Raw genomic sequence first — 14,261 nt, 5'->3', positions numbered from 1 at the left:
TGCCGCACGAGATGAGGACGTGGGTTGCTCAAGTCTGCCCGCAGCAAGAAGGAGAAGGACCCCGAGGGGCGGATGCCGCTCGCGGACCACCTGCGCGAGCTGCGCAACCGTCTCGGCAAGGCGATGCTCGCGATCGTCGCCTGTTCGATCGTGGCCGCCTTCTTCAGTCAGCAGCTGATGGAGCTCCTCTCCTCGCCCGTGCCCAAGTGTCCGCCCGGCACGTCGGTCTCCGACAACACCGGCGGAAGCTGCGTCATCATCGCGTACCAGACCATGCTGTCGCCCTTCACCTCCACGGTGAAGGTGGTCATGCTGGCCGGCCTCATCGCCTCGACCCCGATCTGGCTGTACCAGCTGTGGGCCTTCATCGCGCCCGGCCTTCACCAGAACGAGAAGAAGTACACCTACTACTTCGCCTCGGTCGCCGTGCCGCTCTTCGCCGCCGGCGTCTACACCGCCTTCCTGATCATGCCGGTCAGCGTCAAGGTCCTGATCAGCATCACGCCCGACGTGGCGTCGAACTTCCTCTCCCTCGACGACCTCCTGGACTTCACCACCAGGATGGTGCTCGTCTTCGGTCTCGCCTTCGAGCTGCCCGTCCTGCTGATCATGCTGAACATCGCCGGCGTCGTGACCGGCAAGCGCATGGCCGGCTGGTGGCGCGGCATGATCATGGGCACCTTCGTCTTCGGCGCCGTCGCCACCCCCTCGACCGACCCGCTCGGCATGATCGCGCTGTCCGGTCCGATCGTCCTGCTGTACTTCCTCGCCGTCGGCGTCGCGCTCCTCAACGACAAGCGCCGCCGCGCCGGCGACCCCGACGCGCACCTGGACGACGACGAGGCATCCGAGCTCGACCTCACGCCCTCCTCCCTCGGCGCCGTCGAGCCGGTCCACGCCGCCCCGGCCCTGCCCGAGCAGGCGAGCGGCGAAGTGGATCACACCAGGTCGCAGCGGCTGAACGGCTACGACGACATCACCTGAGGGCCGTGCCGGAGCCGCCGGGAGCCCGCCCCCGATAAAGATCGCGTCACTGTCAGTGGGGGCGGGTAGGCTCGAAGACAAGATGACAGACGACCTCACACCAGCCGAGCGGTACGCGGCAGCCATCGCCCGCAACCGTGAGCAGGCCACGGCCCTCGCGCCGTTCCGCGAGATGTACGAGTTCGGTCTGGACCCCTTCCAGATCGAGGCGTGCGAGGCGCTCGAGGCGGGCAAGGGCGTGCTCGTCGCCGCGCCCACAGGCTCGGGCAAGACCATCGTCGGCGAGTTCGCCGTCCACCTCGCGCTGCGCCAGGGCCGCAAGTGCTTCTACACCACGCCCATCAAGGCGCTCTCCAACCAGAAGTACGCGGACCTGGTGAAGCGGTACGGCCCCGACAAGGTCGGCCTGCTCACCGGTGACAACAGCGTCAACGGGGACGCGCCGATCATCGTCATGACCACCGAGGTCCTCCGCAACATGCTGTACGCGGGGTCCCAGGCGCTCAGTGGCCTCGGCTACGTCGTCATGGACGAGGTGCACTACCTCTCGGACCGCTTCCGCGGCGCCGTCTGGGAGGAAGTGATCATCCACCTCCCGGAGTCCGTGACCCTGGTGTCGCTCTCCGCGACCGTGTCCAACGCCGAGGAGTTCGGCGACTGGCTCGACACGGTCCGCGGCGACACCGAGGTGATCGTCTCCGAGAGCCGTCCCGTGCCGCTGTGGCAGCACGTCCTGGCCGGCCGCCGGATGTACGACCTCTTCGAGGAGGAGACGGACCACGGCGGCCGCGGCTCCGCCCGCCGCGAGGTCAACCCGGACCTGCTGCGGCTCGCCCGCACCGAGAACTCGCGCACGTACAACCCGCGCGACCGTCGCCGGGGCAAGATGGTCCGCGAGGCCGACCGCGAGCGCGAGCGCCGCCAGCGCTCCCGGATCTGGACGCCGGGCCGCCCGGAGGTCATCGAGCGTCTCGACAACGAGGGCCTGCTGCCCGCGATCACCTTCATCTTCAGCCGCGCCGGCTGCGAGTCCGCCGTCCAGCAGTGCCTCTACGCGGGGCTCCGGCTCAACGACGAGGAGGCCCGGCTCAAGGTCCGCGAGCTCGTCGAGGAGCGCACCGCCTCCATCCCCACCGAGGATCTGCACGTCCTCGGGTACTACGAGTGGCTCGAAGGGCTCGAGCGGGGCATCGCCGCGCACCACGCCGGCATGCTGCCGACCTTCAAGGAGGTCGTGGAGGAGCTCTTCGTCCGCGGTCTGGTCAAGGCGGTCTTCGCCACCGAGACCCTCGCGCTCGGCATCAACATGCCGGCCCGCTCCGTGGTCCTGGAGAAGCTCGTCAAGTGGAACGGCGAGCAGCACGCCGACATCACGCCCGGCGAGTACACCCAGCTCACCGGCCGCGCCGGCCGCCGCGGCATCGACGTCGAGGGCCACGCGGTCGTCCTGTGGCAGCGGGGCATGGACCCGGGCTACCTGGCCGGCCTCGCGGGCACCCGCACGTACCCGCTGCGCTCCAGCTTCAAGCCCTCGTACAACATGGCGGTCAACCTGGTCGACCAGTTCGGCCGGCACCGCTCCCGGGAGCTCCTGGAGACCTCGTTCGCCCAGTTCCAGGCGGACCGCTCGGTCGTCGGGATCTCCCGCCAGGTCCAGAAGAACGAGGAGGGCCTGAGCGGCTACCGCGAGGGCATGACCTGCCACCTCGGCGACTTCGAGGAGTACGCGCGGCTCCGCCGCGACCTGAAGGACCGCGAGACGGAACTGGCCCGGCAGGGCGCCGCCCAGCGGCGCGCGCAGGCCGCGGCCTCCCTGGAGCGGCTGAAGCCGGGCGACGTCATCCACGTCCCCACCGGCAAGTTCGCCGGTCTCGCCCTCGTCCTCGACCCGGGCATCCCGGCCGGCCGCACCAACGGCCACCGCGGCTTCGAGCACCACGACGGGCCCCGTCCGCTCGTCCTGACCGCGGAGCGTCAGGTCAAGCGCCTGGCCTCCATCGACTTCCCGGTGCCCGTGGAGCCGCTGGAGCGGATGCGCATCCCGCGCACCTTCAACGCGCGCTCCCCGCAGTCCCGTCGCGACCTCGCCTCGGCGCTGCGGACCAAGGCCGGACACCTCGTGCCCGACCGGCACCGCAAGCAGCGGTCGGCGGCCGCCGACGACCGTGAGATCGCGCGGCTCCGTGCCGAACTGCGGGCTCACCCGTGCCACGGCTGCGACGAGCGCGAGGACCACGCCCGCTGGGCCGAGCGCTACCACCGCCTCCAGCGGGACACGCGGCAGCTGGAGCGGCGCATCGAGGGCCGGACGAACACCATCGCCCGCACCTTCGACCGCATCGTCGCCCTGCTCACCGAGCTCGACTACCTGCGGGGCGACGAGGTCACCGAGCACGGCAAGCGGCTCGCCCGGCTCTACGGTGAACTCGACCTGCTGGCCAGCGAATGCCTGCGCGACGGCGTGTGGGAGGGTCTGAACCCGGCCGAACTCGCCGCCTGCGTCTCGGCGTTGGTGTTCGAGGCGCGCCAGTCGGACGACGCCGTCGCGCCCAAGCTGCCCACCGGCAACGCGAAGGCCGCGCTCGGCGAGATGGTCCGGATCTGGGGCCGGCTCGACGCCCTGGAGGAGGAGTTCAAGATCAACCAGGCGGAGGGCGTCGGCCAGCGCGAGCCGGACCTCGGCTTCGCCTGGGCCGCGTACCAGTGGGCCTCCGACAAGAGCCTCGACGAGGTGCTGCGCGAGGCGGAGATGCCGGCCGGCGACTTCGTCCGCTGGTGCAAGCAGGTCATCGACGTCCTCGGACAGATCGCGGCGGCGGCCCCGAGGGAGAACAGCACGGTCGCCAAGAACGCCCGCAAGGCCGTGGACTCCCTGCTCAGGGGCGTCGTGGCGTACAGCTCGGTCGGCTGACCGCAGCAGTCGAGGGGCCCGTCGCGACGGGCCCCTCGTGCGTTCACGGAGAGTTATCCACAGGGGTGGCGTGGGTGCCCTCCGGTCCGCTTCCATGGATCTGCGCATCGAGCAACAGTGCGGGGAGGGGAAGCAGTTGACCACGCAAGCACGTCCGGCCACGCCCGGACACGAGATCACGACGGGGCCACGCGGGGTTCCGGTGCTCGGCAATCTGCCCGAGTTCGGCAAGGACCCCCTGGCCTTCTTCGAGCGGCTGCGCGCCCGGGGAGACGTGGTCAGCTGGCAGTTCGGCCCCAAGCCGTCGCTGTTCGTCGCCCACCCCGAGCAGGTCGGCGAGCTGCTCACCGAGGTGGAGCGCACCTTCGACCAGCCCGACCTCGGCATCGCCTTCCGCACGCTCCTCGGGAACGGTGTGGTGGTCGCCAAGGGCCCGGACTGGCGGCGCAAGCGCTCCCTCGTCCAGCCCTCCGTGCGGCCCAAGCAGGTCCGCTCGTACGCCGCCACGATGACCGAGTGCGCGGTCGGCCTCGCCGAGCGGTGGGCTCCCGGGCAGCGGATCGACATCAAGAAGGAGATGGCGGCCCTCACCCAACTCATCGCCGTGCGCACCATCTTCGGGGTGGACACCGCCGCCGACGCCGAGGCGATCGGCCGTGCGATGGACGTCGCCCAGCAGGAGATCGGCGCCGAGTTCAGCGGGATCGGGGCCGTACTGCCGGACTGGCTCCCCACTCCCGGACGAGCCCGGATCAAGCGGGCCACGGCCGTCATCGACGCCGAGGTGGCCCGCGTCGTCGCCCGCCACCGCGACAGCGACACCGACCGCCCCGACCTCCTCAGCCGCCTCCTCACCGCCCAGGACGAGACCGGCGCGCACCTCTCCGACCGGGAGATCCGCGACGAGACCATCACCCTGTACATCGGCGGTCACGAGACGACGAGCAGCACGCTGATCTGGGCGTGGTACCTCCTGTCCCGCCACCCGGAGGCGCAGGAGGCCCTCTGGGCCGAACTCGACGAGGTCCTGGGGGACCGGGACCCCACCTTCGACGACTACGCCCGCCTCATCCGCACCCAGCACGTCGTGAAGGAGACCCTGCGCCTCTACCCCACGATCTGGCTGCTCACCGGCATAGCCAAGGAGGGCGCGGTGATCGCCGGCAGACCGGTGCCGCCCGGCACCCGGGTCTGGAGCAGCCAATGGGCGACCCATCGGGACGCCCGCTGGTTCGAGGAGCCCGACGCCTTCCGCCCCGACCGCTGGGAGAAGGAACACGACATACCGGAGTACGCCTGGTTCCCCTTCGGGGGCGGCCCTCGGGTGTGCCTCGGCACCCGATTCGCGATGGTCGAAGCGGTCCTGATCCTCGCGGTCCTGGCCCGCCGCTACCGCCTCGCGGTCGACCCCGGCGAGATACGCCCCGTCCCGAGCCTGACCCTGCAGCCCGACCGGCAGGTCCTGGCCACGGTCGAGGCGCGCTGAGGGGCCGGACGGGAGCGCGTTCCGGAACGTCCCACGCGGCGTCGCAGGTGGAGTCCCACATGGCGTCCCGGGCGGCACCCGCCGCGGTCACGCCCCCAGTGCGACGGCGAGCCCGCGCAGGTCGTCGGCCCGCAGCACGCGGTCGCCGAACCCCGGCAGGGGGACGTGCAGCGGTGCCGTCCACCGCGCCGGGACGGCGTCGGCCCCGTACACGGCGCCCGCCAGCGTGCCCGTCACCGCCGCCACGGTGTCGGTGTCGCCGCCCAGGTCCACGGCGGCGGCAAGGGCCGCCTCGAACGAGGTCGTCGTCCGCAGGGCCCACACGGCCGAGCCGAGGCACGGCCAGACGGCGCCGTTGAACTCGGTCGCGTCGTCCGGACACCACCCGGGTGCCAGGACGGCGGCCCAGCGCGGGCGTTGGGCTTCGGCGACATCGGCCAGGACGGAGGGGAGGACGCTCAGCGGATCGTCGCCCGCGAGCGCCAGCCGCACGAGTTCGTGGAGGATCGCGGTGCCCTCCCAGGCCGCCGCGTCTCCGTGGGTGAGCGCGGCGATCCGGCGGGCCGCGTCCATCGTGGCCGGCCGGCCGGCGGCTGCGAAGTAGACGGCCGAGGTGGCGGCGCGCATCAGCGAACCGTTGCCCGCGGCACGGCCGTTGACCTGCAAGTGCAGCGCGGCGGCGAGGTCCCAGGGGTCGCCGCTGCCGAGCACGGCCTCGGTCTGCAGGCCGATGTCCTTCGGCTCGCCCGCCGCCCAGCGGCGGAACCGGTCGAAGACGTCCGGCAGATCGAGACCGCCCCGGTCGAGGAGGGACTCGCCGACGAGCACGGCCATCTGCGTGTCGTCGGTCGCCTCGCCCGGATCCCAGCCGCCGCCTCCGCGCATCTCGCCCACGCCGTCGGGGAACCGCTCGCGGAACACCCCCGGCAGCCCGAACTCGAAAGGAGCGCCGAGCGCGTCCCCCACGGCGGAGCCGAGCACGGCTCCCACGACCCGGTCGATGCGGTTCATCCGGGCAGCGTAGCGGCCGTACGGCGGCGGGCCGCCTCGCGGACCAGGAGGAAGAGCGGCAGGCCGATCGGGGACAGCAGGATCGTCAGGACGAGGAGCGGGCCCATGACCAGAGGAGGGATGCCGAGCCGGCGGGCCTGGAGGAACATCCACTGGCCGATCAGCAGGTCCCAGGCGATGACCTGCGCCCAGACGGCGCCCGCGCCCTGGGGCGTGGCCACCAGGTCACGGAAGACGTCGACGTCGGGGCTGCTGACCGCCGCCCACAGCTCCGGGGCGACGGGGACGGCCAGGGTGAGCCACACGAGCAGGACCGGGACGACGGTCAGAGGGGAGGCGGCGACACGGGAGGTGACCGGCCGGGAGGGGGCGAGGATCATGGCCAGCCAGACGGGGGCGGCCAGCCAGAAGGACAGCTGGAAGAGGAAGCCGGTCATGCGGTGTGCTCCTTGACGGGTTCGGTGAGGGGGAGCGAGTTCTCCTGGGCGCGAGTCGGGGTCCGGGTTTGGGTGCCGGTGCCGGTGCCGGTGCCGGTGCCGGGCCGGGGCCGGCTCGGGGTGCGCAGGGCGGTCCAGGTCCCGGCCGCTCCGAGGAGGAGGATCGCGGCGGCGGTGAGCGAGGTCGCGGTGTCGGGCCTCAGAAGCGGCTGACCGCGCAGCGCCTGCCAGGTCAGCAGGGCGAAGACCGCCGCGTACGCGCCGGAGGCGACGAGGACGAGGCGCAGCCGGACGAGGGGGCGCCGCAGCCGGGCGTGGCGGGGAGTGAGGGCGAGGAGGGCGAGGAGCACCAGCGGCAGGATCTGGAGCGCGTGCATCCCGAAGAAGTGGGCGATCCGCAGGTCGCCGCCGGTGGTGGACCAGCCGAGGACGGGCAGGCCGGGCCCGCCGTCGGGTACGCCGACGCTGTGGGCGCCGACGACCGGGGAGTCCGCCCGGACTCCGGCCGCGAGCTGCTCCGGCGTGGGGCCGATCATCATGAAGCCGATGGCCGCGCCGGCCAGGGCGATCAGCGAGCCGAGCCGTACCGCCCAGGCCAGGGCGGGGTCGAGTATTCGGGCGCGCAGCAGCAGGACGGCGATGACCAGGGCGCCGAGCCACAGCACGACGACGGTGGCGCCCATGGCGTCGAAGAGCGTCGCGTCCAGCGGGGTGGCGCGGTTGAAGTGGCTGCGGTGGCCGCGCGCGGCCTGGGCGGTGATGATCGCCATCTCGACGGCGCAGGCGGCGGCGACGACGGTGCCGGCCCACCAGCCGGTCCGCCGGAAGCGGGGGAGCAGGGAGAGCATCCACGCGAGCGTGGGGCAGTAGGCGGCGAACGAGATCGCGAACTTGAACGGCTTGGCCCAGATCGGCGCGCCGTCGAGCAGGCGGTCGTCGGCGAGGATGCCGATACCGGTGAGGACGGTCGCCACGGCCATCGCGGCGGAGAAGGCGATCAGGGGACGGTGCAGGTCGCGGATCGGCGGTAACGAGACGACGGACACGGACATGAGGAGGCACCTCCGAACCAGAATGGATAGTGGCGCTTGCCGCTATCTGATAGTGGAACTATCTATGATGGAGGGAGCAATGGCAAGGGCGGAGAGGTGAACGCGACGTGCGTATCGGTGAGTTGAGCCGCAGGACCGGGGTGTCCGTGCCGACGATCAAGTACTACGTGCGGGAGGGGCTGTTGCCGGCGGGCCGGCTGACCAGCCCGAACCAGGCGTCGTACGACGAGGGGCACGAGCGTCGGCTCCGGCTGATCCGCGCGCTGCTCGACGTCGGGGGCCTGTCGGTGGCGGCCATCAGGGAGGTGCTGGCGGCGGTCGACGACCCGGAGAAGCCGGTCCACAAGGTCCTGGGCACGGCCGCGGACCGCGTTCTGCCGCGGTACGAGGAGCAGCCGGGGGAGGTGCTGGCGGCGCGGGAGACGGTCGCGGAGCTGATCCGGCGCCGCGGCTGGCGCGTCGACGAGGCCGGCCCCGCCGCCGAGGCCCTTGCGGTGGCGCTCGCGGCCCTGGAGGAGGTCGGGCACGGCGACTTCGCCGAGCACCAGCTGGACGCGTACGCGCAGGCGGCCGAGGAGGTGGCGACCGTCGACCTGGGCTATGTGAACCGCCGCGTCGGGCGGGAGCGCCTGGTCGAGACGGTGGTCGTCGGCACGGTCCTGGGCGACGCCGTCTTCAGCGCCCTCCGCCGCCTCGCCCACGTGGACGCCTCGGCCCGCCTGTACGGCGAGTCGGGCGCGGCGGAGACGGGAGACGCCGGCGAGACCGGCGAGGCGGGGGGTGCGGCGGAGACCGCGCGCGTCTAGGGGCGCAAGCCGCGCCGGGGAGCTCCGGCGGCCGGGCCTGGGGGAGCGCCGGTGCCGGGCGGTGCGGCGGCCGGGCCGCGGCTGGGCGCGCTGTGGCGGGCCGGGCAGCGGTCGTTGGCTGCGGCGGCCGGGTCGCGGCTGGGCGCTGCGGCAGTCGGGGCGCGGGGATCGGGGGCCGGGCGCTGTGGCGGCCGGGCCGCTGGGGGGTGGCCCGCGGCCGGGGGAACGGCGCGGGCCCCGGGGTGGTGTCACCCTGGGGCCCGTCCGTAGAGGTCCGGCGCGTCGTCGGTCGGGGCGGTCAGTTCTCCTGCTCGCGTTCGACCTGTTCGTTCCACTCGCGCTTGATCGCGCGCCAGGCCTCGTCGGTCTTGCCGAGGCGCCAGTAGCCGGAGATGGAGAGGCGTTCGCGGGGGATCTCGCGCTCCAGGCGGAGGTGGCGGCGGAGTTCCTTCACCGCGCCGGCCTCGCCGTGGACGAACGCGTGGACGTCGCCGGCCGGGAAGTCGAAGGCGCGCACCGCCTCGACCAGCGGCGCGCCGACCGGCCGCTCGCCGCGGTGCAGCCACGTCACCTCGATGCCGGCCGCCGTCGCGAGCTTCTGCTCCTCCGCCGCGTCCGCGACCTCGACGAAGGCGTGCGCCCGCGCCCCGGCCGGCAGGCGCTCCAAGGCGACCGCGATGGCCGGGAGCGCGCTCTCGTCGCCCACGAGGAGGTGCCAGTCCGCCGCCGGGTCCGGCGCGTACGCGCCGCCCGGACCGAGGAACCGCACGGTGTCGCCCGCCTGTGCGCGCGCCGCCCACGGCCCGGCCAGGCCCTCGTCGCCGTGCACCACGAAGTCGACGGTCAGCTCGCGGTGCACCGGGTCCCAGGCCCGCACCGTGTACGTCCGCGTGGTCGGCCACTGCTCGCGGGGGAACTCCGCGCGGATCCGCTCCATGTCGAACGGCTCCGGGTAGGTCACGCCCTCCGCGGCGAACAGCAGCTTGACGTAATGGTCCGTGAACTCGCCGACCTCGAAGGCCGCGAGGCCCTCGCCGCCCAGCACCAGGCGCACCATGTGCGGAGTGATCCGCTCCGTGCGCACCACGCGGGCCTCATGGGCCTTCGGCGCCTTCCGTGCCGGCTGCTCTGCCACGACGGTCTCCCCTGCTCCATATGCTTAGGCTTGCCTAAGCTAGCACTTCAGCGCCGAAGCGTCGTCAGGAGTCGGCCCACCGCGCCGCCCAGACCCCACCGCGCCACGAGTGCCTCCAGGAGCTCCGGGTCCGCCGGGGCGACCGGCAGCGTGGCGTCGAAGTCCGGCATCGGCACGTCGTCGGCGACCCGCACCACCTTCGGCGCCACGTCCAGGTAGGCCGCCGCCTCCACGATGCCGCGCCGCTTCGCCGGGGTGAGCCTCGACCTCGGGTCGGCGGCGGCCGCGCGGACGCCGGCCAGGTCGCCGTACTCGGTGATCAGCTGCGCCGCCGTCTTCTCGCCGATGCCCTTCACCCCGGGCAGTCCGTCGCTGGCGTCGCCGCGCAGGGCGGCGAAGTCCGCGTACTGACCGGCCGCCACCCCGTACTTCTCGCGGATCAGCTCCTCGTCCACCAGGTCCGGGTCGCCCACGCCCTTGCGGGGGAACAGCACCCGCACCTCGCGGGCGTCGTCGACCAGCTGGAACAGGTCGCGGTCGCCGGTGACGATGTCGACCGGGCCCTTCGCCCGGGCGGCCAGCGTGCCGATCACGTCGTCCGCCTCGTAGCCCTCCGCGCCGACCCGGGCGATCCCCAGCGCGGCGAGGACCGCCTCGATGATCGGCACCTGCGGGGCCAGCGTGTCCGGGATCTCCTCCTCGTCCGGACCGGCCGGCGTCTCCTCCGCAACCCGGTGCGCCTTGTACGAGGGGATCAGGTCCACCCGCCACTGCGGCCGCCAGTCCTCGTCCCAGCAGGCCACCAGCTCGTCCGGCCGGTGGTCCTGCACCAGCCGGGCGATGAAGTCGAGCAGACCGCGCACGGCGTTGACCGGCGTGCCGTCCGGGGCCTTCACGGAGTCGGGCACGCCGAAGTAGGCGCGGAAGTACAGGGAGGCGGTGTCGAGGAGCATCAGGCGTCGCGTCACACCCCGATGATGCCGCACCCCGCCGACAACCCCCCGCCGTCGCCGCCCACCCACGACCCCCGCCGTGGCCCGCGCCACAGCCGCGCGCGGTTCCGCGTGGTCTTCGTGACCCCCGTCACCTTCGCGTTTGCCGCCCGGGGGCCCGGGCAGGCGCGGGCCCGGAGCGAACCGGGTCGAATTTCAACCTTTACAGCCGAAACACACTCGGTCGGCGGGCCGATCCCGCCCCGCTCCACGGCCCGGCGACCGCGGGGGTCCAGGGCTGTTTTTCGTTCCAGCACGTGAGGTGTATGTGTCCAGGCTCCAGGCCGACCACCTGTACAAGGTGTTCGGCAGACGACCCGGCGAGGCCGTCGAGAAACTCGCCCGAGGGGCGGATCGCGACGAGCTGCGCTCCGACGGCACGACCGCGGCGGTGATCGACGCCTCGTTCGTCGTCGAACCCGGCCAGATCTTCGTGGTCATGGGACTGTCGGGATCCGGGAAGTCGACCCTGCTGCGGATGCTCAACGGGCTCCTGGAGCCCACCGCGGGCCGGGTGCTGTTCGACGGCGAGGACCTCACCGCGCTCGGCCCCCGCGAACTGCGCGCCGTCCGGTCCACGAAGATCAGCATGGTGTTCCAGCACTTCGCGCTGTTCCCGCACCGCAGCGTCCTGGAGAACGCCGCCTACGGCCTGGAGGTCCAGGGCGTGCCCCGCGCCGCGCGCGAGAAGCGCGCCGCCGAGGCCCTGGAACTGTGCGGCCTGGCCGGCTGGGAGAAGTCCTGGCCCGACGAGCTGTCCGGCGGCATGCAGCAGCGCGTGGGCCTCGCCCGCGCACTCGCCACCGACGCCGACCTGCTGCTCATGGACGAGTCGTTCAGCGCGCTCGACCCGCTGATCCGCCGCGACATGCAGGACCAGCTCCTCGAACTGCAGAAGCGGCTCGGCAAGACCATCGTGTTCATCACGCACGACCTCAACGAGGCCATGCGCCTCGGCGACCGCATCGCGGTCATGCGCGACGGCCGGATCGTCCAGCTCGGCACCGCCGAGGACATCCTGCTGCGCCCCGCCGACGACTACGTGGCCTCCTTCATCCAGGACGTCGACCGCTCACGGGTGCTCACCGCCGCCGCGGTCATGATCGCCCCGGAGGACGAGGCCGCCGACGCCTGCGGCTGCGAGACCGTCGGCCCCGACACCCCCGTCGCCGACCTCTGCGCCGTCGCCGCCCGCGTCCCGCACCCCGTGGCCGTCAAGGACGCGCAGGGCGCCGTGCTCGGCGTCGTACCGCAGTCCCGGCTCATCGGCTTCATCGGCGACGAACAGCGCCCGCCCATGGCCTGCGATGCCGCCCCGGGCCGGCAGGAGGAGGTGACCGCCGGTGCCTAGGCTCCGTCTCGGCGACTGGATCGACGGCTCCGTCGACTGGCTCCGCGCCCAGCTCTCCTGGCTCTTCGACGCCATCAGCGCCGGCGTCACGGGCCTGTACGACGGCATCGAGGCCGTCCTGTCCGCCCCGCAGCCCCTGCTGTTCGCCGGCATCCTCGCCGTCGCCGCCTGGTGGCTGCGCGGACTGACCGCCGGTGTGCTCGCCTTCGCCGGCTTCGCGCTCATCGACTCGATCGAGCTGTGGGACGAGGCGATGTCGACCCTCTCCCTCGTCCTGGTCGCGACGCTCGTCACCCTGGCGATCGCGGTCCCGCTCGGCATCTGGGCGGCCCGCTCCAAGACGGTCAGCGCCGTGCTGCGCCCCGTCCTGGACTTCATGCAGACCATGCCGGCGATGGTGTACCTCATCCCCGGCATCATCTTCTTCGGCGTCGGCGTCGTCCCCGGCATCATCGCCACCATCGTCTTCGCCCTGCCCCCGGGCGTCCGGATGACCGAGCTCGGCATCCGCCAGGTCGACGGCGAACTGGTCGAGGCGGCCGAGGCGTTCGGCACCACCCCGCGCAACACCCTGCTCCGGGTCCAGCTGCCGCTCGCCCTGCCGACGATCATGGCCGGCATCAACCAGGTCATCATGCTCGGCCTGTCGATGGTCGTCATCGCCGGCATGGTCGGCGGCGGCGGTCTCGGCGGCGCGGTCTACCGGGCCATCGGCAACGTCGACATCGGCCTCGGCTTCGAGGCCGGCGTGTCCATCGTGATCCTCGCGATGTACCTCGACCGGATGACCGGCGCCCTCGGCCGCCAGGTCTCCCCGCTCGGTCGGCGCGCCCTCGCCAAGGCCCGCGCCGTCACCTCCCGCACCGCCCGCCTGCGCCACCACCGCCCGCAGCCCGTCACCGCGCTCGCCGGAGTCGTCGTCCTGGCGCTGGTCGCCGGCGGCATGGGCTTCCTCGGCGGAGGCACGTCCGGCGGCACCGCCGCGGGCTCCGACGACGTCGGCAAGGGCGAGAAGCTGTCCGTCGGCTACATCCCCTGGGACGAGGGCATCGCCTCCACCTTCCTCTGGAAGGAGCTCCTGGAGCGCCGCGGCTTCGAGGTCGACGCCAAGCAGCTGGAGGCCGGCTCGCTCTACACCGGCCTGGCCGGCGGCCAGATCGACTTCCAGACCGACTCCTGGCTGCCCGTCACCCACGCCCAGTACTGGTCGAAGTACAAGAACAAGCTGGAGGACATGGGCGCCTGGTACGGCCCCACCTCCCTGGAGCTCAGCGTGCCCTCGTACCTGAAGGGCGTCGACTCGCTCGACGACCTGAAGGGCAAGTCGGGCCAGTTCAAGGGCCGGATCATCGGCATCGAGCCGAGCGCCGGAATGATGGGCATCCTCAAGGACAAGGTCCTCAAGGACTACGGCCTGGAGGGCGAGTACAAGGTCGTCGACGGCTCCACGCCCGGCATGCTCGCCGAGCTGAAGCGGGCGTACGACAAGAAGGAACCCGTCGTCGTGACCCTGTGGTCCCCGCACTGGGCCTACTCCACCTACGACCTGAAGAAGCTGAAGGACCCCAAGGGCTCCTGGGGCACCGGCGACGGCGTCCACACCCTGGCCCGCAAGGGCTTCGCGGCCGACCAGCCGCAGGTCGGGAAGTGGCTGAGGAACTTCAGGATGACGGAGAAGCAGCTCACCGGCCTGGAGGCGAAGATCCAGGAGACCGGCAAGGGCAATGAGCAGGAGGCCGTCCGTGCCTGGCTGAAGGAGAACCCCGGCCTGGCGGACAAGTGGACCCCCGTGTCCGGCAAGCAGAAGTCCGCGCAGGGCGCCGACCGCGCGCAGGGCGCCGACCCCGCGCAGGCGCGTCCCCCGAAGGACTGAACGCGACCGGCGTCCACCTCCGCGTGACCCCCCGCAGCGCCGTGCGCGAGCGGCCCCGCCCCCTCCGGGCGGGCCGCTCGCGCGCGGCGTTCGCGCGCTCACCGACGGCACCGGATACCGGCCGATTCCGCCGGCGCGCGAAACCCGGGCCCAAAGCTGCGTAAGGTGCAGGTAACCGATGAGTACGCATGACGCGTACACGTGACGAGTACGGACCTGCACC

The 14,261-nt window shown here is 72.5% G+C and carries 11 protein-coding genes; 6 read left to right on the top strand and 5 right to left on the bottom strand.

Annotated features, from left to right (window positions below; all coding sequences use genetic code 11):
- The first annotated feature begins 24 nt into the window (after positions 1 to 24).
- From tatC to ACNJ93_RS05030, 3 genes are all read left to right on the top strand, one after another.
- The gene (gene tatC / locus ACNJ93_RS05040) at positions 25 to 984 is read left to right on the top strand and encodes a twin-arginine translocase subunit TatC (protein ID WP_418956107.1); all 960 of its coding nucleotides are present in this window, start codon (positions 25 to 27) and stop codon (positions 982 to 984) included.
- An 82-nt stretch (positions 985 to 1,066) separates the two neighbouring features.
- Positions 1,067 to 3,895 carry a DEAD/DEAH box helicase gene (locus ACNJ93_RS05035; protein ID WP_418956106.1) on the top strand — a complete coding sequence of 943 codons (2,829 nt, stop codon included), beginning with the start codon at positions 1,067 to 1,069 and terminating at the stop codon, positions 3,893 to 3,895.
- 136 nt (positions 3,896 to 4,031) lie between these two features.
- On the top strand, positions 4,032 to 5,381 hold the full coding sequence (locus ACNJ93_RS05030) for a cytochrome P450 (RefSeq protein ID WP_418956105.1): 1,350 nt from the start codon (positions 4,032 to 4,034) through the stop codon (positions 5,379 to 5,381).
- Between the two features lie 87 nt (positions 5,382 to 5,468).
- Here the strand turns inward: ACNJ93_RS05030 and ACNJ93_RS05025 are convergent, their stop codons facing one another.
- The 3 genes from ACNJ93_RS05025 to ACNJ93_RS05015 are packed head-to-tail and all read right to left on the bottom strand — an operon-like array spanning position 5,469 to position 7,809.
- Positions 5,469 to 6,392: an ADP-ribosylglycohydrolase family protein gene (locus ACNJ93_RS05025; RefSeq protein WP_418956104.1), complete on the bottom strand. Its 924-nt coding sequence runs from the start codon at positions 6,390 to 6,392 to the stop codon at positions 5,469 to 5,471.
- On the bottom strand, positions 6,389 to 6,829 hold the full coding sequence (locus ACNJ93_RS05020; protein WP_418956103.1) for an ABA4-like family protein: 441 nt from the start codon (positions 6,827 to 6,829) through the stop codon (positions 6,389 to 6,391). The genes ACNJ93_RS05025 and ACNJ93_RS05020 overlap by 4 nt, the downstream gene beginning before the upstream one ends.
- Complete coding sequence (locus tag ACNJ93_RS05015) at positions 6,826 to 7,809, bottom strand: hypothetical protein (RefSeq protein ID WP_418961312.1); 984 nt, start codon at positions 7,807 to 7,809, stop codon at positions 6,826 to 6,828. Before ACNJ93_RS05015 ends, ACNJ93_RS05020 begins: the two co-directional genes overlap by 4 nt.
- A 179-nt stretch (positions 7,810 to 7,988) precedes the next feature.
- On the opposite strand from ACNJ93_RS05015, the gene ACNJ93_RS05010 reads away from it, so the two are divergent.
- Positions 7,989 to 8,687: a MerR family transcriptional regulator gene (locus tag ACNJ93_RS05010; protein ID WP_418956102.1), complete on the top strand. Its 699-nt coding sequence runs from the start codon at positions 7,989 to 7,991 to the stop codon at positions 8,685 to 8,687.
- A gap of 298 nt (positions 8,688 to 8,985) precedes the next feature.
- On the opposite strand, the gene ACNJ93_RS05005 is transcribed toward ACNJ93_RS05010, so the two are convergent.
- Together ACNJ93_RS05005 and ACNJ93_RS05000 are read right to left on the bottom strand one after the other, a co-directional pair.
- Positions 8,986 to 9,822, bottom strand: coding sequence for a siderophore-interacting protein (locus tag ACNJ93_RS05005; RefSeq protein WP_418956101.1), 837 nt, complete (start codon positions 9,820 to 9,822; stop codon positions 8,986 to 8,988).
- A gap of 47 nt (positions 9,823 to 9,869) precedes the next feature.
- A complete protein-coding gene (locus tag ACNJ93_RS05000) occupies positions 9,870 to 10,775 on the bottom strand; it encodes a 5'-3' exonuclease (protein WP_418961311.1) in 906 nt (301 codons plus the stop codon).
- 307 nt (positions 10,776 to 11,082) lie between these two features.
- On the opposite strand from ACNJ93_RS05000, the gene ACNJ93_RS04995 reads away from it, so the two are divergent.
- Positions 11,083 to 12,165, top strand: a complete 1,083-nt coding sequence (locus tag ACNJ93_RS04995; protein ID WP_418956100.1) for a quaternary amine ABC transporter ATP-binding protein — start codon at positions 11,083 to 11,085, stop codon at positions 12,163 to 12,165.
- Entirely contained in the window at positions 12,158 to 14,038 is a 1,881-nt protein-coding gene (locus ACNJ93_RS04990; protein ID WP_418956099.1) for an ABC transporter permease/substrate binding protein, read from the top strand. Before ACNJ93_RS04995 ends, ACNJ93_RS04990 begins: the two co-directional genes overlap by 8 nt.
- Positions 14,039 to 14,261 lie beyond the last annotated feature (223 nt).

Origin of the sequence: Streptomyces tritici (genome assembly GCF_048500665.1) — a bacterium.
GTDB classification, from domain to species: Bacteria; Actinomycetota; Actinomycetes; order Streptomycetales; family Streptomycetaceae; genus Streptomyces; species Streptomyces tritici.
Note: the sequence above shows the minus strand (reverse complement) of the source record. Positions and strands in the feature narration are given on the sequence as shown.